General features: G+C 42.8%; 20 protein-coding genes and 1 pseudogene. 17 read left to right on the top strand and 4 right to left on the bottom strand.

Features of this window, described 5'->3' with window-relative positions:
* From gpmI (VMX18_00885) to mutM, 3 genes are read left to right on the top strand one after another with little or no spacing between them, the layout of a single operon-like run.
* A complete protein-coding gene (gene gpmI / locus VMX18_00885) occupies positions 1–1,545 on the top strand; it encodes a 2,3-bisphosphoglycerate-independent phosphoglycerate mutase (protein ID HUT21944.1) in 1,545 nt (514 codons plus the stop codon).
* Between the two features lie 24 nt (positions 1,546–1,569).
* Positions 1,570–3,159 carry a 2,3-bisphosphoglycerate-independent phosphoglycerate mutase gene (gene gpmI, locus VMX18_00880; GenBank protein ID HUT21943.1) on the top strand — a complete coding sequence of 530 codons (1,590 nt, stop codon included), beginning with the start codon at positions 1,570–1,572 and terminating at the stop codon, positions 3,157–3,159.
* A gap of 7 nt (positions 3,160–3,166) precedes the next feature.
* Positions 3,167–4,021 (top strand): DNA-formamidopyrimidine glycosylase, encoded by an 855-nt coding sequence (mutM, locus tag VMX18_00875; GenBank protein HUT21942.1) that lies wholly within the window; start codon positions 3,167–3,169, stop codon positions 4,019–4,021.
* Between the two features lies 1 nt (position 4,022).
* Here mutM and VMX18_00870 read toward each other — a convergent pair whose 3' ends face one another.
* Positions 4,023–4,451: a divergent PAP2 family protein gene (locus VMX18_00870; GenBank protein ID HUT21941.1), complete on the bottom strand. Its 429-nt coding sequence runs from the start codon at positions 4,449–4,451 to the stop codon at positions 4,023–4,025.
* Between the two features lie 9 nt (positions 4,452–4,460).
* Between VMX18_00870 and uppP the strand changes: the two genes are divergently transcribed.
* The gene (gene uppP / locus VMX18_00865) at positions 4,461–5,270 is read left to right on the top strand and encodes an undecaprenyl-diphosphatase UppP (protein HUT21940.1); all 810 of its coding nucleotides are present in this window, start codon (positions 4,461–4,463) and stop codon (positions 5,268–5,270) included.
* A gap of 28 nt (positions 5,271–5,298) precedes the next feature.
* Here uppP and VMX18_00860 read toward each other — a convergent pair whose 3' ends face one another.
* Positions 5,299–5,670, bottom strand: coding sequence for a hypothetical protein (locus tag VMX18_00860; GenBank protein ID HUT21939.1), 372 nt, complete (start codon positions 5,668–5,670; stop codon positions 5,299–5,301).
* A gap of 68 nt (positions 5,671–5,738) precedes the next feature.
* Between VMX18_00860 and VMX18_00855 the strand changes: the two genes are divergently transcribed.
* Both VMX18_00855 and mltG read left to right on the top strand, forming a co-directional pair.
* Entirely contained in the window at positions 5,739–6,821 is a 1,083-nt protein-coding gene (locus VMX18_00855; protein ID HUT21938.1) for a sugar phosphate nucleotidyltransferase, read from the top strand.
* The gene (mltG, locus tag VMX18_00850; protein HUT21937.1) at positions 6,818–7,822 is read left to right on the top strand and encodes an endolytic transglycosylase MltG; all 1,005 of its coding nucleotides are present in this window, start codon (positions 6,818–6,820) and stop codon (positions 7,820–7,822) included. Before VMX18_00855 ends, mltG begins: the two co-directional genes overlap by 4 nt.
* 27 nt (positions 7,823–7,849) lie before the next feature.
* Here mltG and VMX18_00845 read toward each other — a convergent pair whose 3' ends face one another.
* Positions 7,850–8,305, bottom strand: coding sequence for a hypothetical protein (locus tag VMX18_00845; GenBank protein HUT21936.1), 456 nt, complete (start codon positions 8,303–8,305; stop codon positions 7,850–7,852).
* A 14-nt stretch (positions 8,306–8,319) separates the two neighbouring features.
* Here VMX18_00845 and VMX18_00840 point away from each other — a divergent pair, with 14 nt between their 5' ends.
* Both VMX18_00840 and VMX18_00835 read left to right on the top strand, forming a co-directional pair.
* Positions 8,320–8,898, top strand: coding sequence for a hypothetical protein (locus VMX18_00840; protein HUT21935.1), 579 nt, complete (start codon positions 8,320–8,322; stop codon positions 8,896–8,898).
* Between the two features lie 2 nt (positions 8,899–8,900).
* A complete protein-coding gene (locus tag VMX18_00835; protein HUT21934.1) occupies positions 8,901–9,242 on the top strand; it encodes a hypothetical protein in 342 nt (113 codons plus the stop codon).
* 3 nt (positions 9,243–9,245) lie between these two features.
* Here the strand turns inward: VMX18_00835 and VMX18_00830 are convergent, their stop codons facing one another.
* Complete coding sequence (locus tag VMX18_00830; protein ID HUT21933.1) at positions 9,246–10,094, bottom strand: DNA methyltransferase; 849 nt, start codon at positions 10,092–10,094, stop codon at positions 9,246–9,248.
* Between the two features lie 63 nt (positions 10,095–10,157).
* On the opposite strand from VMX18_00830, the gene rsmI reads away from it, so the two are divergent.
* The 9 genes and pseudogenes from rsmI (at position 10,158) to atpH (ending at position 16,775) form a co-directional block, all read left to right on the top strand.
* A complete protein-coding gene (gene rsmI, locus VMX18_00825) occupies positions 10,158–10,862 on the top strand; it encodes a 16S rRNA (cytidine(1402)-2'-O)-methyltransferase (GenBank protein HUT21932.1) in 705 nt (234 codons plus the stop codon).
* A gap of 193 nt (positions 10,863–11,055) precedes the next feature.
* Positions 11,056–12,612, top strand: a pseudogene (gene metG, locus VMX18_00820) (methionine--tRNA ligase).
* 6 nt (positions 12,613–12,618) lie between these two features.
* Complete coding sequence (locus VMX18_00815; GenBank protein HUT21931.1) at positions 12,619–13,113, top strand: CvpA family protein; 495 nt, start codon at positions 12,619–12,621, stop codon at positions 13,111–13,113.
* Positions 13,110–13,958 (top strand): TatD family hydrolase, encoded by an 849-nt coding sequence (locus tag VMX18_00810; GenBank protein HUT21930.1) that lies wholly within the window; start codon positions 13,110–13,112, stop codon positions 13,956–13,958. The genes VMX18_00815 and VMX18_00810 overlap by 4 nt, the downstream gene beginning before the upstream one ends.
* 68 nt (positions 13,959–14,026) lie before the next feature.
* On the top strand, positions 14,027–14,326 hold the full coding sequence (locus tag VMX18_00805; GenBank protein ID HUT21929.1) for an AtpZ/AtpI family protein: 300 nt from the start codon (positions 14,027–14,029) through the stop codon (positions 14,324–14,326).
* Positions 14,327–14,593: 267 nt separating this feature from the next.
* Entirely contained in the window at positions 14,594–15,346 is a 753-nt protein-coding gene (gene atpB, locus VMX18_00800; protein ID HUT21928.1) for a F0F1 ATP synthase subunit A, read from the top strand.
* Positions 15,347–15,426: 80 nt separating this feature from the next.
* Positions 15,427–15,654, top strand: coding sequence for an ATP synthase F0 subunit C (atpE, locus tag VMX18_00795; protein HUT21927.1), 228 nt, complete (start codon positions 15,427–15,429; stop codon positions 15,652–15,654).
* Positions 15,655–15,717: 63 nt separating this feature from the next.
* Positions 15,718–16,227, top strand: coding sequence for a F0F1 ATP synthase subunit B (atpF, locus tag VMX18_00790; GenBank protein ID HUT21926.1), 510 nt, complete (start codon positions 15,718–15,720; stop codon positions 16,225–16,227).
* 2 nt (positions 16,228–16,229) lie between these two features.
* Positions 16,230–16,775 carry an ATP synthase F1 subunit delta gene (gene atpH / locus VMX18_00785; GenBank protein ID HUT21925.1) on the top strand — a complete coding sequence of 182 codons (546 nt, stop codon included), beginning with the start codon at positions 16,230–16,232 and terminating at the stop codon, positions 16,773–16,775.
* Positions 16,776–16,789: the final 14 nt, after the last annotated feature.

The raw sequence follows: 16,789 nt of genomic DNA, 5'->3' as shown, positions 1-16,789 counted from the left end.
ATGTCTTCAAAATCAAATTTGCCGCTCATTTTCATGATTTTGGACGGTTGGGGATTGGCTCAGAAAAACAGAGGCAATGCGATTGAATTGGCGAAAAAACCGAATTACGATTTTTTAATCAAGAAATATCCGAGCACGTCTTTGTTCGCTCACGGCCATCATGTCGGCTTGCCGGATTTGCAAGTGGGTAATTCCGAGTCAGGTCACATGAATATCGGCGCGGGCAAAGTTGTCGTGCAAGACTCAGTGATTATTTCCAAAGCCATAAAGAACGGCACGTTTTATAAAAATCCGGCTTTTATTCAATTAATAAAGCACGTAAATTCCAATGAATCCGATCTGCATTTGATGGGTTTGATTTCTTTGCATAGCAGTCCGCACATGAGTTTGGAGCATCTTTTGGCTCTGACCAAATTGGTTTGCAAACAATGCAAAAGAATATATTTGCATTTATTTACGGACGGCCGCGATTCGCCGCAATTCGCCGCGGCCGATATTTTGCGCCAAGTGCAAAAAAAGTTGCCTGAAAATGCTTTTATCGCTTCGCTTATCGGCAGATATTTTGCCATGGACAGAAATAAAAAATGGGAGCGCACTCAAAAGGCGTATGAGATGCTGACTTCGGGTCAAGGAGAATATTTTGGCAATTTTGACAAAGCCATTTTGCATTCTTATAACAGAGGCTTGACCGATGAATTTTTGGAACCGTCTTTGATATTGAACGGACGAAAAAAGACCGTTTTGATAAAAGACAATGACGGCGTGATATTTTTCAATTTGCGATCTGACCGCGCGCGGCAATTGGCTAAAGCTTTTGTGCAAAAAGATTTTAATCAACGCAACCCTAAGTCTTTTCGCAGAAAAAAAGCGTTGAAGAATTTGTCATTTGTGGCGCTGACCGATTTCGGTCCTGATCTGGATCATATTTTGACCGCCTTCCCCAGTATTACTTTAAAAAATACCATGCCGAAAGTATTGGAAAATTTAAGACAGGTCTATGTCGCGGAAACGGAAAAATACGCTCACATCACTTACTTTTTGAACGGCGGTTCGGACGTGCCCGTCAACGGCGAAGACAGAATCAAAATTCCGTCGCCCAATGTCAGGAGTTATGATTTGAAACCGGAAATGAGCGCTTATAAAATCACGGACAAGATTCTTGATTTATTGTCCAAAAGGCAATACGATTATTTTGCGGTGAATTTCGCCAATCCGGATATGGTCGGTCACACGGGCAATCTCGACGCCGCGGTAAAAGCCATTTGTGCAGTGGACAAATGCGTGGGCGCGATTTATAAAAGAATAAAAGCCATGGGCGGCAGTTGCGTTATCAGCGCCGATCATGGCAATGCCGAGAAAATGATTGATTTGAAAACCGGAGAAAAATACACCGAACACACCACCAACAAAGTCCCTTTTATCGTCGTCTCTTCCGGAAAACAGTTTAAACTCAAATCCGGAGGCCGCTTGGCTAACGTATTACCCACGATTTTGCGACTTTTGGATCAAGGCGATCATAAAATCAGAACCAAATCATTGACTTGAAATTATTAAAAATAATTATAAATTATGTATAAAAATATTCCCAAACCCGTATTGTTGATGATTCTTGACGGCTGGGGAGTTGCGCAGCCTTCGGACGTCAACGCGATTACTTTGGCTAAAACGCCGAATTTTAATCGTTTGGTGTCCAATTATCCTTCATTAACGTTGCTCGCTTCGGGAGAAGCGGTTGGGTTGGCGGAAAATGAACCCGGCAATTCTGAAGTCGGACACATGACCATGGGCATCGGCAAAGTGTTTTATCAAAATTTGCCCAGAATAGACAGATCCATCAAGAACGGCGATTTTTTCAATAATCAGGAATTGCTTAAAGCGATTAACCATGTCAAGGCCAATAAATCCGGGTTGCACTTGATCGGCATTGTCAGCGATGGCGATGTTCACGGTTCATTGAGGCATCTGTTCGCTTTGCTTGAATTGGCTCGTCGGCAAAAAGTCAATCGAGTTTTTATTCATGCCATTCTCGACGGAGTTGATTCCATTAAAGACAGCGGCGCCGGTTTGATCGCCGAAGTTGAAAAAAAATGCGCGGAACTTGGTGTGGGGGAAATCGCTTCGATCTCTGGCAGATTTTTCGCCATGGATCGGGACGGACATTGGGAGCGCACTCAAAGAGCTTTCGTGGCCATGGCCAACGGACAAGCCGATGAATTTTACGATAACGCGGCGGAAGCCATCGCGGCGTCTTATAATAGAGGAATATTCGATGATGGCTTTGTGCCGGTGGTTTTGACCAGCGGTGGTCGGCCAAAAACAACGATACAACAAAATGACGCTGTCATTTTTTTCAATTTGAAAGGCGATCGCGCAGGGCAATTGGCAGGAGCTTTTGTTTCGGATAATTTCGATAAATTCGAGCGTGGACCTAAAATGGACAATATTGCCGTTATTTCATTGGTCAGATATTCGGAAGATTTGGCAACGATCGGAGTGGCTTATCCGAAGCAGGTGATAAAAAATTCCTTGGCGAAAATCATTTCCGAAAACGGTTTCAAGCAACTGCATGTGGCGGAAACGGAAAAATTCGCGCATGTCACGTTCTTTTTCGACGGGGGAGCGGAGGAGCCTTTCATTAATGAAGATAGAGTGGTGATGCCTTCGCCCATGGCGGATTCCTACGCTCGGACGCCTCAAATGGCGACGCCGGAAATATCAAAACGCCTTGAAAAGGAAATATTAAGAGAGGTTTATGATTTTATCGTGTGCAATTTTTCAAATATGGATATGCTCGGGCATACAGGAGATATCGAGGCGGCCAAACGAGCCGCGGAAATAGTGGATAAGCATTTGGGCACGATAGTCGATTTGGTTTTATCGAAAGGCGGCGTGGTGATCATCACCGCGGATCATGGGAACGCCGAGCAAATGAAAGACGTTAATACCGGTGAGGTCACGAAAGAACATACTCGAAATCCGGTGCCTTTCATCATTGTCGGCAAAGAATGGGAAGGCAAAAATTTATCCGGCGCGGAAAGCCTCGGCAATGATTTGAGTCTGATTAAGCCGGCCGGTATCTTGGCCGACGTGGCGCCGACGATTTTAAAGCTGTTGGATTTGTCAGCGACCGAAGACATGGAAGGCAAGTCTTTAATTTGATGCCAATATGCCCGAATTGCCTGAAGTTGAAGTTTTAAAATCGGAGCTGTCGAAGGTTTTACTCGGAAAAATAATCCGACGGGTGGAGGTTTTGGATTTTAAGAAAAAAATATCTCCCAAGGATCTGGCGGCCAAACTGAAAAATAAAAAAATTTCCAAGGTTTGGCGCCGTCAAAAAAAATTGATATTCGATTTGGCCGGAGGACTTTCTTTGATCAGCCATTTGAAAATGACCGGCCAGTATGTTTTTGTCTCGAAAAACGGCAAATTGATTTTCGGCGGACACGGCATTCCTGGTGTTGAAAAAGTTCCCAATAAATTCACCAGAGTGATTTTTAATTTTGGAAACGGCGAAGAACTTTTTTACAATGACGTGCGAAAATTCGGCTGGTTGAATTTGGTGGATGAAAAAGCGTTAAAAAATATTTTAAATGAAGTCGGCGCGGAGCCGTTGTCCAAAGAATTTACCTTTGAATATTTTTCGAAGGTGTTAAAAGAATTTCCGCGAAAAAAAATCAAAGCGTTGTTGCTGGATCAAAATGCAGTGGCTGGCATCGGCAACATATATTCCGACGAGATTTGTTTCGCGGCCAAAGTCAGACCGGATAGAGCGGTAGGAAAATTAACGTCCAAAGAAGCCAAGAAACTATTCGAAAATATAAAAAAAATTCTGAGCGAAGCCATCGAAGATAAAGGCACGTCTCAGAATAATTATTCCAGATCAAACAAAACCGGGGAGTATGAAAAAAAATTGAAGGTTTACGGTCGAGTCGGGCAAAAGTGCCGGCGCGAAGGCGCTGTTTTGATAAAAATGAAAATTGCCGGCAGAACTTCCGTTTTTTGTCCGGTTTGTCAAAAATGACTTATCGCGTCAATAAAACATAAATTAAAGTAACAGCTACACCGATCAAAGCGCCGGCCAGAGCCTCGCCGGGCTTGTGTCCGAGTCTTGTTGATAATTGTTGATAGTCTGACTTGTTCGAATCCGGCATTTGATGCACCATCTGATTGATGATTTGCGCGTGCTTGCCCAAAATTCTTCGAAATCCGATGGCGTCTCTGATCGTCAAAATGGCAAAAACCAGGGCGATGGAAAAGGCGACCGATGTCCAGCCTTCATAATAGCCGGCCACCACGGCCAGCGATGAGACGAAAGCCGAATGGGATGACGGCATGCCGCCGTAGCTGTTCAATTCTCCCCATGAAAATTTTCCGGTGAACGCGCTGAAGATGAGTTTTAACAGCTGGCAGATAAGACCGCAGACGATCGGCAATAATACTATTTGCAGCATAAATTTAATATGATTTATTTATCTTCTCTTTTTTTGGGAATCGTTCAAGGCATTACCGAGTTTTTGCCCGTTTCCAGTTCGGGGCACTTGATTATTTTTAGGGATATTTTAAATTTTCAAATCAATGACAGCTTGAGCTTTGATGTCGCTCTTCATTTGGGTACTTTGCTGGCCATAATCGTTTACTTTGCCAAACCCATTGGAGTTTTATGCGTTGCGTGGTTTTCAAGTTTTAAGAAATTAAATCATTTAAATGATGATCAGAGATTGGCTTGGTTGCTTGTTCTAGGCTCGATCCCCGCCGCGCTCTTGGGCGCCGCTTTCGGAGACTTTTTCGAAAAGGTTGTCAGAAATTCCGTTGTGGTCATCGTCGCGTTGATTTTGGGAGGAGTTTTGTTTTTGCTGGTTGAAAAATTTTATAAAGGAAATAAACAAATCATCAGTTTGAATTGGAAGAGCGCGTTGGCCATCGGTTTTGCTCAAGCGATTGCCTTGATTCCGGGAGTTTCGCGCTCAGGCATTACCATTATAACAGGAATGGGTTTTAAATTACAGAGAGGCGAGGCCGCTCGGTTCAGTTTTGTTTTGGGAATTCCGGTGATGCTCGGAGCTGCCGTTTTGGGCGCGCTGAAATTGAATTTTGAAACGTTAACGTCCGAAGCTCCTTTATTTATCATCGGCATAATTTCTTCGGCGGTAATAGGGTTTGTTGCAATTAAATTTTTATTGGCTATACTGAATAAGCGCGGCATGAGGCCGTTCGCGTATTACCGGTTTTTATTGGCCGCGGCATTGATCGTGTATTTATTGCTCAATTGAAAAAACCCGACGCGTGCGGCCAGGTTTGTCAGGGAGCGTAGGAGGTGGATACTCTAGGCCGAGGTTTCCGGAAGATTCGCGCCAGCGGCCAGATGATCAGGCAGATGAATAGCCAGATCACCCGTAGCGGCCAAAACGGCGTAGTCGCTATGATGTACGGCGCGATCCCCATATTATTGGCCGGGCGTGGGTCCGGGATGTATCTGCTGATGCTGATTATTCTTTTTTTGATCAGCATGCCAGGAAAAAAAATGTAATGCCAGGGCTTGACGTGCAGAACGTCTTGTTTGAACATAGCATAATTCCACAGGTTGAAGGAAATCATTGCGATAACCAGGCCCGTGGCAAGGTAGCTGATGATCGCCATTGCCCAAAGAATGCCCATGGTTTGTGTTGTCATGACAATCCTCCTGTTCCCTTGTAGAAGAATATAACAGATTAATTCAAAAAAGGTCAATTGTCAAATATATGAAAATAGTCATCATGGCCGGCGGGGGAGGGACGCGGCTTTGGCCGCTGAGTCGGCGGGAAAAACCTAAACAATTTTGCAAAATAATCGGCGACAAAACATTGCTGGAGCAAACGTTGGATCGCTTCGCTGATTTTGATAAAAAGAATATTTATGTTGCGCTGGGCAAACAGCATTTGGTTTCGGCCAAGTCATTGGCCGGACAAATCGCAGATGAGAATTTTTTGGTTGAGCCTTGCAAAAAAGACACGGCTCCGGCCATGGCTTATGTATGCTTGAATTTGATGGAAAAATATCCGGATGAAACGGTGGCGTTCATTCCCTCGGATCATTTTATCGGCGACACTGAAAAATTTTTAAAAATTTTGAAAATATCGGATGACTTGGTTCAATCAACCGGCAAACTGCTGGACATTGCGGTCAGTCCTAATTTTCCCAGTACTGTTTTGGGATACACGAAGATCGGACGTCTTTATCAAGAAAAAGACAATGTCGAAATTTTTGAATTTGCGGACCACACGGAAAAACCTGATTTTGACACGGCCAAAAAGTATTTGGCTGAAGGGAGTTATTTGTGGCACGCCAGCTATTACATGTGGACGCCGAGAAAATTCATCGAGGCTTTCAAAAAATACGCGCCGGATATTTTGAAAAACGTTGAAGAAATTCATCGAGCGGTGAAAGCAAGCGATGAAAATAAAATTGAAGAAGTTTGTTCATTGATGAAGAGCGTGTCCATCGATTACGCCATTACGGAAAAAATAGAGACGGCTGACGTTTTGATAGTTAAGGCGAATTTTCCTTGGTCCGATATTGGCGCGTTTGACGTTTTGTACGACGCTCAAAAAAGTCAAGTCGATGAAAACGGCAATTTGGTCAAAGCGGACTGGGTGGGCGATGACACTTCCGGCTGTCTGATCGCGGGCGAAAAAGGCAAAGTTATCGCCACCATCGGCCTTGATGATTTGGTAATCGTGGACACCAAGGACGCTCTGCTGGTGTGCAAAAAAGGTTATGCGCAAGGGTTGAAAGACATTATTGAAAAGCTAAAAAATAATGATGATTATAAAAAAGTCTTATGAAAAAACTTTTTTTTCTTATTTTGATTCTTTTGTTGGGATTGGCCGCGTTCGGTTTTTTGAAATTTGAAAACTTGAAAGAAAATTTGAATATTTCCGAAAATATTCCGTTCAAAGTCGAAAGCGGCATGAGCGCTAAAGACATTGTTGAAAAATTGCGGGTCAATGACATTGTTAAAGATGAATCGGCCTTGCTGTGGTACATAAAATTCAAGGGGCTTTCAAGTAACTTTGTGGCCGGCACCTATTGGTTGAAACCGGAATATAATTCATTTGATTTGATTGACGCTTTAAGCGGTCAAGGAGACAAGTTCGGTCGCGTGACCATAATCGAAGGTTGGGATCAAATGCAAATCGCCGCTGAATTAACCGAGCAAGATATTGTTTCGGGGTTGGAATTTCTGGATGAAGTTCAAAACGGTTTTTGGAGAGCGGAAAGCAGATGGACTTTTTGGGATGGTAAGCCGATGGAGGCGGACCTTGAAGGTTATTTATATCCGGACACTTATTTTTTTGATCCGCAAGCCGGTTCGGCCGGGGTTATTGAAAAAATGTTGGAAAATTTAGATCAAAAGTTGACGCCTGAATTGAGAACTGAAATAAAACGACAAAAGAAAACTATTTTTGAGGTTTTGACCTTGGCTTCAATCGTGGAAAAAGAAATGCATGGCTATGAAAATAGGAGAATCGTAGCTGATGTTTTTTTGAAAAGATTGAACATAGGCATGCCGCTTCAATCCGACGCCACCATCAATTACATCACGAAAAAGGGGACAACTCGTCCCAGCTTCGCTGATTTGGAAATTCAGCATCCGTATAATACTTATGAAAATAAAGGTTTGCCGCCCGGTCCTATTTGCAATCCGAGCATTGAGGCGATCAAGGCCGTCGTTTATCCCGAGCCTAATGATTATTATTATTTTTTGAATACCGAAGACGGCGAAATAATTTACAGCAAAACATTTGAAGAGCACGTGGCCAATAAGCAAAAGTATTTGCAATAATTATAAAAACCGCTTTGAGAAAGCGGTTTAGCGGTCGGGGTGATACGAGCAGACGAGCTTGAAATTGAGCGCGTCTCGGATCGGACAACCGGTTCTTTGGCAGGAGAGGCATCCTTCGAGGAACTTTGCCAGATCGTAGAGTCTCTTCGTACAGAACAAGGCGATCAGCGAGATGCTGTTGTCGTAGCGGGTGAAGAGAAGAGACATATTTTTTTTCATCCGGCAGTTGTTCGCTTCGCCGCAACGTCTGCAGGATGATGTCCGCGCCTGCAAAATGTCGGGCGGGGCTCTATTTAGCGACTCGAAGCGCTGACAGCTGAAGGTGACGCTTTTCATGTCAGGGTTCGTTTGCCCGAAGCGCTCGAACGCCAGTCTGATGTTGCAGACGCTGGCCTGAGCGCAATTTTTGCACGGATGAATGTCCATGTCCGTCCTCCTTGGTTGTCGAGTTAAAATTATATGAAGAAATTTAAAATTAGTCAAATATTTGAAAATTTATGCTAAACAAAACATTTTGGAAACAAATTCAAAAAAAACACGCTGATTATCAAAAAAACAGATCGATTATTATCGGGCAATCGAGCATGGCTTTAAATAACGCCAAAAAAGCGATCTTCGCGCTTCATCGAGACAATATTAAAGACGCCAAAGCGAAACTTGATGAGAGCAAGAAAACATTGGTTGAATTGGAAAAAAAATTCGGCAAAAATCACAAAAGCAGAGCCGAAGGCTCATGGAAGGCCGCCAATGAAGAATTCGCGGAAGCGGCTTTGTATTTCGAATATAGAAAGACGGGTAAAGTGGGGGAGATCAGCGGCGTGTCGCTTGAGTTTGACGAATACTTGGGCGGACTTGCCGATTTTTCCGGGGAATTGGTGCGCTGGGCGGTGCTTTTGGTCAATCAGGGGAAATATGCCAAAATTTTCGACATTCAAAAAACCATTAATGAGGTGATTTTGATTTTACTCGAAATGAATCTGACCAGTTTTTTACGAACCAAATTCGATCAAGCCAAACGAAATCAAAGGCAGATCGAGCAGATTATTTATGATCTTAAAATCAGGGAATTGATTTGATTATGAAGCATTCCAGCAACAGCTCAACAAAAGAAAATAATGAGACGGCCAAACCAAAGGAAATCGTCAAATATAAAACCGGCATTTTGACAAAAATAAAAACCGGCTGTTGGCTGATTTTTGTTGCGGCGGTTATAGCCGGCGGATTGTATTTGTATAAATTTTATCAGACGGTCAGGGCGCAAATAAGCGTGGAGATAAGCGAAGGACGTGAATCATTGCAAAAAGCTCAAGACGCGGCCGCGTCAGCCGATGAACATTTGAAAGAAATGGATTCGGCGATTGAGCAAGGTAAGGATTTTTTCAATGACGCCAAGGATTTGAGAAACGAATTGTTCGATTGAGATTTATTTGTCCAATCTTTTGGAGGCCAGAATATAATATTTTTTATTAATTTCAAAACCGAGATATTTTCTTTTTAATCTTTTGGCGACCGCGCATGTCGTTCCCGAGCCAAGGAACGGATCGAAAATCAAATCTTCTTCACTGGAACTGGCCAAAATGATTCTTTCAATAAGTTTTTCCGGTTTTTGGGTGGGGTGCTCGGTGTTTTCGGGCATGGACCAAAAAGGCACGGTGAGGTCTGTCCAAATATTCGATGGGCAAGTCATTCTGAATTTTTTCCCATCTTCTTCAATCCAGTCTTTCGGATTTCCGGCTGAATCTGTATAAGGAGCAATGACTTCTTTTTTTATTTTGACTTGATCGACGTTGAAAGTGTAATCGTTTGACTTGGTCGCGAACCAGATGTCTTCCATGTTGTTTTTCCAGTTTGTTTTAGAACCTCTGCCTTTTTCCCTTTTCCAAGTGACGCGATTTTTGATAATGAAATATTTTTTTAAAACGTCCTGAATCAGACCGGAGTTTTGCCAGTCGATGCAGACGTAAATCGAGCCGTTCGGCTTTAGAATCCTGAAACATTCTTTGATCCATGAGTCATTCCATTTTTCAAATTCGGTCTCGCTCAAATTAACCGTGCCGTCGCCGAAGTTTTTGCGGTTGTTATATGGCGGGTCGGTTAAAATCAAATCAATTGAATTGTTCGGAAGCAATTTAATTGATTTCAGAGAATCGGTCAGGAAAATTCGATTCTCAAGAGCTGAAATCGAATCTATTTCTCGGGGCAAGCTCAAAAAGGAGAAGTTTTCGATTTCTTCATTTGACGCGGTGATGGTTTTGTTTCGTTTGGACTTCATGAGCCTATTATATCATGAAGCCGGCAATTGAAAAAAGTTAAGTTTTTGCTATAATGAAAACATATGGAATCAGGAAATTTATATATCGCGGCCACGCCGATAGGGAATTTGAAAGATATAACTTATCGCGTTGTTGAGACTTTGAAAGAAGCAAATTTGATTGTTTGCGAAGACACCAGGCACACTCGAAAGCTTTTGACGCATTACGGCATCGATAAGCCGACAATCAGTTATCATCAGCATTCTTCGCCGCATAAAATCAAGGAGTTGATAGAAAAAATCAAAGGCGGACAAAACGTTGTTTATGTCAGCGACGCGGGCACGCCCAATGTTTCGGATCCCGGAGGCAAATTGGCCGAAGCCGCTGCTGCTGCGGGAATAACAACGATTCCTTTGCCAGGTCCGGCGGCTTTTTCGACTTTGATCAGCGTGGCCGGACTGCCCATGGATAATTTTATTTTTTTGGGGTTTTTACCTCACAAAAAAGGCAGAAGAAAAATTTATGAAAAAATAATGAATTCGGAGATCCCGGTCATTTTTTACGAATCGGTTCATCGAATTATGAGAACATTGGGTGATTTGGCGGAATTGATGCCGGAGAGGCAGATGGTTATCGGTCGCGAGCTGACCAAGATGCATGAAACGATTTATCGCGGCAAGATCGAATCATTGAAAGAAAATTTTTCCGACAGCGAAGTTAAAGGAGAATTCGCTGTCATTGTCGCCGGAAATAAAAAGATGCCGCGATTGTCGCAAGCATCAGAGTAAGGTGACGGGCGAAGCGTTTATCTCTCATTATGTGTGTTACGCTCTGCGGGAGGAAGGCGCAAAGCGTAGCTCCCCGGCGGTCAACACAACTTGAGTCAACCGGACCAAGGTGAATAATGGGAAACAACCGCCTCAAGCCCGTCTGTATAAAATAGCTGAATCAGATTGATTTGTCAAGTCGCTATTTCCGGAGCATTATCAAATACACAGACATATGAAAAAATATTATATTACCACGCCGATCTATTACGTTAATTCCCAACCGCACATCGGCCACGCCTACACCACCTTGATGGCCGATATTTTGGCCAGATTTCATCGTCAGCTGCTGGGCGGCGACAGAGTTTGGTTTTTGACCGGCACGGATGAGCATGGCGCCAAAGTGGAGCAGGCCGCCAAAAAGAACAATGTTTCGCCTCAAAAATTTTGCGACGAGGTCTCCGCCAAGTTTCAATTGGCCTGGGATTCCCTCGATATTTCCAATAATGATTTCATCAGAACTACGGAAAAAAGGCATGAAGACGCGGTCAAAAATATTTTAAATATTTTGAAAACAAAGAAAACGCCGCTCGGCCATGATATTTTTTTCGAAAAAGAATATGAAGGCTTGTATTGCGTGGGCTGTGAAGCTTATTTGAAAGAAGAAGATTTGGAAAACGGTTTGTGTCCGAATCATCAAACCAAGCCGGAAGCGGTCAGCGAAAAAAATTGGTTTTTCAGGCTGTCCGATTTCAGAGACATTATCGTTAAAAAAATATCCAAAGGCGAGTTGAAAATTCTTCCGGAAAAAAGGAAAAATGAAGTGTTGGGATTGCTGGAAGGCGGTTTGGAAGACATTGCCATCAGCAGGACTAAGGTTGAGTGGGGGATAAAACTGCCGTTTGATGAGAAACAAACGGTTTACGTTTGGGTTGAAGCGCTGATGAATTATATAACCGCTTTGGGATATGGCTCGAACGATCAAAAGAAATTCAACAATTTTTGGCCTGCTGATCTTCAGCTGCTGGGCAAAGACATTTTGAAATTTCACGCGGTCATTTGGCCTGCCATATTGATATCTTTGGGGCTTGACTTGCCGGATAAATTATTTGTGCACGGATATTTAACCATTGACGGCAAAAAAATGAGCAAGACTTTGGGCAACACCATTGATCCGATGGATTTGATCGATGAATACGGCTTGGACGCGGCCAGGTACTTGATTGTTTCCCAATTTCAATTCGGAGAAGACGGCCACATCAAAGCGGAGTCTTTCGCCAATAAATACAACTCCGATTTGGCCAATGGCATCGGCAATTTGACCAGCCGGGTTTTAAGCATGGCCGAAAAGTACTTTGACAATGTGGTTCCCGCGCCGAAAGATAAAAAGCATGAGCCTTTTGGCATGAAAAAATATTGGGAAAAATATTTGGACTGTTTTAAGAATTTGAAAATATTCGATGCGGTAAGTTTGGTGAACAGTCTCTCAAAAGCGCTGGATGCCTTTATCGCCGAAAAAAAACCGTGGGAATTGGCCAAGGACGAAAAAAACAAGACTGAATTGGCCGAGGCGATTTATGTCTCTTGCGAGACTCTCAGGCATATAGCTAGAATGATTTATCCGATTATGCCCGGAGCGGCCGGCGATATTTTTTCCCGGCTCGCCCTCAAAAATGAATTGAATGAAAAATTAGAGAAACGGATGAAATGGGGCGGATTGAAACCCGGATCAAAAATAAATAAAGGGGAAGCTCTATTCCCCAGAAAATAAAAATATATGATTTTAGACATAATCGCGGTTATACTTGTCGCCGCTTTTGTGATCGGAGGCTACAAAAAAGGTTTTGTTCAAAGTCTCGGTTCGCTTTTGGGTTTTGTTTTAACGATTTTGATTTTGGCCAGAATTTATCCTTGGTTAATGTCAAAAGTCGATGGATTTTTAAGTAAAGTGATAATTTTCATTCTGGCGCTTATCGCCATATCATTGATTGTTCATTTGGCGATTTGGATCGTGGAAAAAATATTCGGCGTATTCTCTTTCATCCCCGGTTCGAAAACGCTGGGGCGCCTGCTGGGCTCCGGTTTGGGACTTGTCAGCGGACTTTTATTCGCTTCGTTTCTTATGTGGATGACCATTAAGTTGTCGGTGATCAGTCCTTGGTTGTCCGGTCAAATTGATCAATCCAGATTATTGGCTCCATTGATGACCATCGCTTATATTTGGATTCCGCTGGTGCCGAAAATTTACAGAGAAATAAAAAGCCATTTATGATTATAGATACTCACAGTCACGTGAATTTCAAAGCGTTCGATAAAGACCGCGGCGAAGTGATGGCGCGAGCCAAAGAAAAGAAAACCGCGATGATTAATGTCGGTTCCAATTTTTCGACCAGCCAAAAGGCCGTTGAACTGGCGGACGCGCGCCCAAATGTGTTTGCGGCGATCGGTCTTCATCCCGTGCATCTTTTCGAACAGATTTTCGAAGAGGAGGGAGAGAAAATAAAAACGAGCGCCGAGAATTTTGATTTCGCGGGATTTGAGCTGTTGGCCGGCCGATCCGAGTGCGTGGCCATTGGTGAGACCGGCTTGGATTATTATCATCTTAATTCGCGAGTCTCGGTCGCGGAGCAAAAGGAAACGCAGAAAAATTTATTGATCGATCACCTCGAACTGGCCAACGGCCTGCATTTACCCGTTATTTTGCATTGCCGCGGCTCCCAAAATAGTCCCAAAGACGCTTACGTAGATCTGATTGAAATTTTAAAGAAGCATGAGGTGAAAGGATTAGGGGTTTTGCATTGTTTTGCCGGTGATTGGCAAGTCGCCAAAGAATTTCTGGACTTGGGCTTTTATTTGGGCTTTACCGGTATCATCACTTACAGCAAATCGCTTGAATTGCTTGAGGTCGTCTCAAAAATGCCCGAAGATAAAATATTGTCCGAAACCGATTGTCCGTATTTGACTCCCGCGCCTTATCGTGGGCAAAGAAACGAACCGATTTTTGTTGAATATATAATTGAAAAAATAAGCGCTTTGAGAAAAATTGAGTACGTCGAGGCCGCTGAGCTGACTTTTCAAAACGCGAAAAGACTGTTTAATCTTCCAATGGGGGATTAAACGTTTTTTTAGGCTTGACCGTTTTAAAATTTTTCTCTATTATATAAGTGATTTTTATCCACAGAGGGATGAAATTTATTTATTTTGAAAAAATGGAAAACGACAAAGAAAAAGACAAAAAACCATGGGTATTCGCGCTCGGCCTGACTTTTCAGCTCGGCTATACCATCGCAGTCCCATTGGTGGCTCTGGCTTTGATCGGCAGGTTTTTGGATGAAAGGTTTGAGACCTCGCCTTGGCTTTTATTGATCGGGATAATTCTTTCGCTGTTTATATCCAGTTGGTTGATATATTTCAAGATAATAAAAATCTTCGCCGAAATAAACAAGGATGATGATAAAAAGGAGGCAGTAGGCAAGAGAGAGTAGAAATCGGCATTGCGGTTGCAGTTTTTTAAAACCAAGGCTAGCCAGATATTCGTAACGTCACCTAAACAAAGAGCCAAAATCCAAGGCTAGCTAATTTAGAAGTAATAATTCGTAACGTATTTGTAATAAACATAACGCCAAGGCAAACTTACCAGCTGCAGTAATTTGTAACGTATTCGTAACGTATTTGTAATTATTCGTAATAAAAGAAACAGACAAAACCCAAGGCTAGCTAATTCAGAAGTAATAATTCGTAACGTGTAACGTATGGAGATATCCCTGTCCGCCGAACCAATATTTCATCTTGGGAAATTCACGATCACCAATTCACTTTTGACCACCTGGGTCGTGGTGTGTTTTTTGATAGTGGCGGCTGTCGTTTTGAAAAAAAAGTTAAAAAAAGAACCGAAAGGCTATCAAAATTTGGTGGAAATGATTTTTGACGGTTTTTTGAATGTCATGGATGGAGTCACGGGTTCCAGAAAACTGTCGATCAAATTTTTTCCGATCGTAACCACCATATTTTTATTCGTTATTTTTTGCAATTGGGTAGGCCTGTTGCCGGGCGTCGGTTCCATCGGTTTTCACGAATTGCATGAGGGCAAGGAAGCTTTCGTGCCTCTTTTTCGAGCGGGCAGCGCTGACTTGAATATGACGCTGGCCGTGGCCGTGATCGCGGTGGCCGCCACTCATTTTTTCGGCATAGTCACTTTGGGAGTGGTCAAGCACGTGGGCAAATTCATCAGTTTGAAAAATTTGATAAAAAATCCGATTATGTTTTTCATCGGGATTTTGGAAACGATAGGAGAGGTGGCCAAAACGATTTCGTTTTCGTTCAGGTTATTCGGAAATGTTTTCGCCGGCGAAGTATTATTGACGGTCGTGGCGTTTTTGGTGCCGTACATCGCTCCATTGCCTTTTTTGTTTTTGGAAATATTCGTCGGCTTGATTCAAGCTGTGGTTTTCGCCATGTTGACCTTGGTATTCTTGAGCGTGCAAACCATGGAGCATGAACATTGATTGATTATTATTAAAGATAACGTCTCAGACTCTAAACAAACAAGTGAAAATTTAAAGTCGAGAAACGTTATCGAATATTTATGAATGAAGATGTATTTAAAACGATTATCGCCGGTTTGACCATCGCTTTGGGCGGTTTCGGTCCGACACTCGCCATTGGCAAAATCGGTTCAAAGGCCCTGGACTCGATCGGCAGAAATCCGGAGTCAGCCTCGAAAATTCAAGCTCCGATGATTATCGGCATCGCTTTCGCGGAAGCCGTGGCCATTTACGCTTTGGTGATCGCTTTGATTGTAAAATTCGTTTAGTTATTTCTACCCGCTCTGTAAAATATAAGTTACAGGGCGGCTGTGAATTAATTATAAATTTTTATGGAAGAATTACTTCATAAACTCGGTATAGACTGGAAATTATTGTTGGCGCAGGCCGTGAATTTCGGCATAGTGCTTTTCGTGCTGTATAAATTCGCCTACAAGCCGATTTTGAAACTTTTGCATGACCGGGAAAATAAAGTTTCCACGAGTCTTAAAAATGCTGAAAAAGTCGAGGAAAATTTGAAAAAGTCCAAAATAGAAAGGGAGAATCAAATCGCCTTGGGAAGAAAGGAAGCCGAAAAGATAGTTGAAGAGGCGATACTCAGAGCTGAAGAAGCCCGCAAAAGCAAATTGGATTTGACGAAAAAGGACGCCGCCGAAGTGGTTAGGGAAGCCAAGGAAAAGATAGTTTTGGAGAGAAAATCGATGGTCGATGGCGTTAAGAATGAATTGGGAGAATTAGTGCTTTTGGCGTCGCGCAGAGTCACTAAAGATTCAATCGATCCCCGGGCGCAGAAAAAGTTGATCGAAGAAGCGATTTCAGATTTAAAAACCGCTAAAATTTAATTATGTCCGCGAATAATTTTTCCATAAATCAATTGGCGAAAGCTCTGATCGCCGCCGCCAAGTCGGAAACAGAAGCCGATGAGTTATTGTCAGAGCTTGATTCGATGGTTGAAGTTTTAAATAAACGAATCGAAATAAAAAACTATCTCGCTGACCCGGAAGTCAAATTCTCGAACAAGGAAAAGGCGTTGGATATTGTTTTTGAAAAATCGATTGGAGAAAAAAACAAAAATTTTTTGCGGTTGTTGATTCAAAGCGATAATATTTTGAATTTGGGACCAATCTACGAAGTCGCCAAGGCTGAACGATTGGCAGGATCGAATATTTCGTTGGCCGTGATCGAATCGGTCGTGCCCTTGGACAAGAATCAAGCGAATCAACTCAAAAAAGCGTTATTTGAAAGAACAAAAAAAGAAATAAGATTAAATAATGTCATTTCGACGGAATTGATCGGAGGGTTGCGCATAACCATCGATGACATGATTATCGATTCATCGGTCGCGGGAAAACTGGACAGGCTAAGGAATAATATCCGCGAAATAAATTGAGGGCGGCCATTAAT

The organism is Candidatus Bipolaricaulota bacterium (assembly GCA_035528115.1).
In the GTDB taxonomy this organism is placed as follows: Bacteria; Patescibacteriota; Patescibacteriia; order UBA11705; family DATKZF01; genus DATKZF01.
The sequence above is the reverse complement of the archived record's forward strand: the minus strand, read 5'-3'. Positions and strand labels throughout refer to the sequence as shown.

Bases quoted from the DNA above. Each gene is read 5' to 3' on its own strand.
- gpmI (HUT21943.1), top strand. From the start codon at position 1,570: ATGTATAAAAATATTCCCAAACCCGTATTGTTGATGATTCTTGACGGC.
- VMX18_00860 (HUT21939.1), bottom strand. From the start codon at position 5,670: ATGACAACACAAACCATGGGCATTCTTTGGGCAATGGCGATCATCAGC.
- atpF (HUT21926.1), top strand. From the start codon at position 15,718: ATGGAAGAATTACTTCATAAACTCGGTATAGACTGGAAATTATTGTTG.
- mutM (HUT21942.1), top strand. From the start codon at position 3,167: ATGCCCGAATTGCCTGAAGTTGAAGTTTTAAAATCGGAGCTGTCGAAG.
- VMX18_00835 (HUT21934.1), top strand. From the start codon at position 8,901: ATGAAGCATTCCAGCAACAGCTCAACAAAAGAAAATAATGAGACGGCC.
- VMX18_00805 (HUT21929.1), top strand. From the start codon at position 14,027: ATGAAATTTATTTATTTTGAAAAAATGGAAAACGACAAAGAAAAAGAC.
- uppP (HUT21940.1), top strand. From the start codon at position 4,461: ATGATTTATTTATCTTCTCTTTTTTTGGGAATCGTTCAAGGCATTACC.
- atpH (HUT21925.1), top strand. From the start codon at position 16,230: ATGTCCGCGAATAATTTTTCCATAAATCAATTGGCGAAAGCTCTGATC.
- atpE (HUT21927.1), top strand. From the start codon at position 15,427: ATGAATGAAGATGTATTTAAAACGATTATCGCCGGTTTGACCATCGCT.
- gpmI (HUT21944.1), top strand. From the start codon at position 1: ATGTCTTCAAAATCAAATTTGCCGCTCATTTTCATGATTTTGGACGGT.
- mltG (HUT21937.1), top strand. From the start codon at position 6,818: ATGAAAAAACTTTTTTTTCTTATTTTGATTCTTTTGTTGGGATTGGCC.
- VMX18_00870 (HUT21941.1), bottom strand. From the start codon at position 4,451: ATGCTGCAAATAGTATTATTGCCGATCGTCTGCGGTCTTATCTGCCAG.
- VMX18_00855 (HUT21938.1), top strand. From the start codon at position 5,739: ATGAAAATAGTCATCATGGCCGGCGGGGGAGGGACGCGGCTTTGGCCG.
- VMX18_00840 (HUT21935.1), top strand. From the start codon at position 8,320: ATGCTAAACAAAACATTTTGGAAACAAATTCAAAAAAAACACGCTGAT.
- VMX18_00810 (HUT21930.1), top strand. From the start codon at position 13,110: ATGATTATAGATACTCACAGTCACGTGAATTTCAAAGCGTTCGATAAA.
- VMX18_00815 (HUT21931.1), top strand. From the start codon at position 12,619: ATGATTTTAGACATAATCGCGGTTATACTTGTCGCCGCTTTTGTGATC.
- atpB (HUT21928.1), top strand. From the start codon at position 14,594: ATGGAGATATCCCTGTCCGCCGAACCAATATTTCATCTTGGGAAATTC.
- VMX18_00830 (HUT21933.1), bottom strand. From the start codon at position 10,094: ATGAAGTCCAAACGAAACAAAACCATCACCGCGTCAAATGAAGAAATC.
- rsmI (HUT21932.1), top strand. From the start codon at position 10,158: ATGGAATCAGGAAATTTATATATCGCGGCCACGCCGATAGGGAATTTG.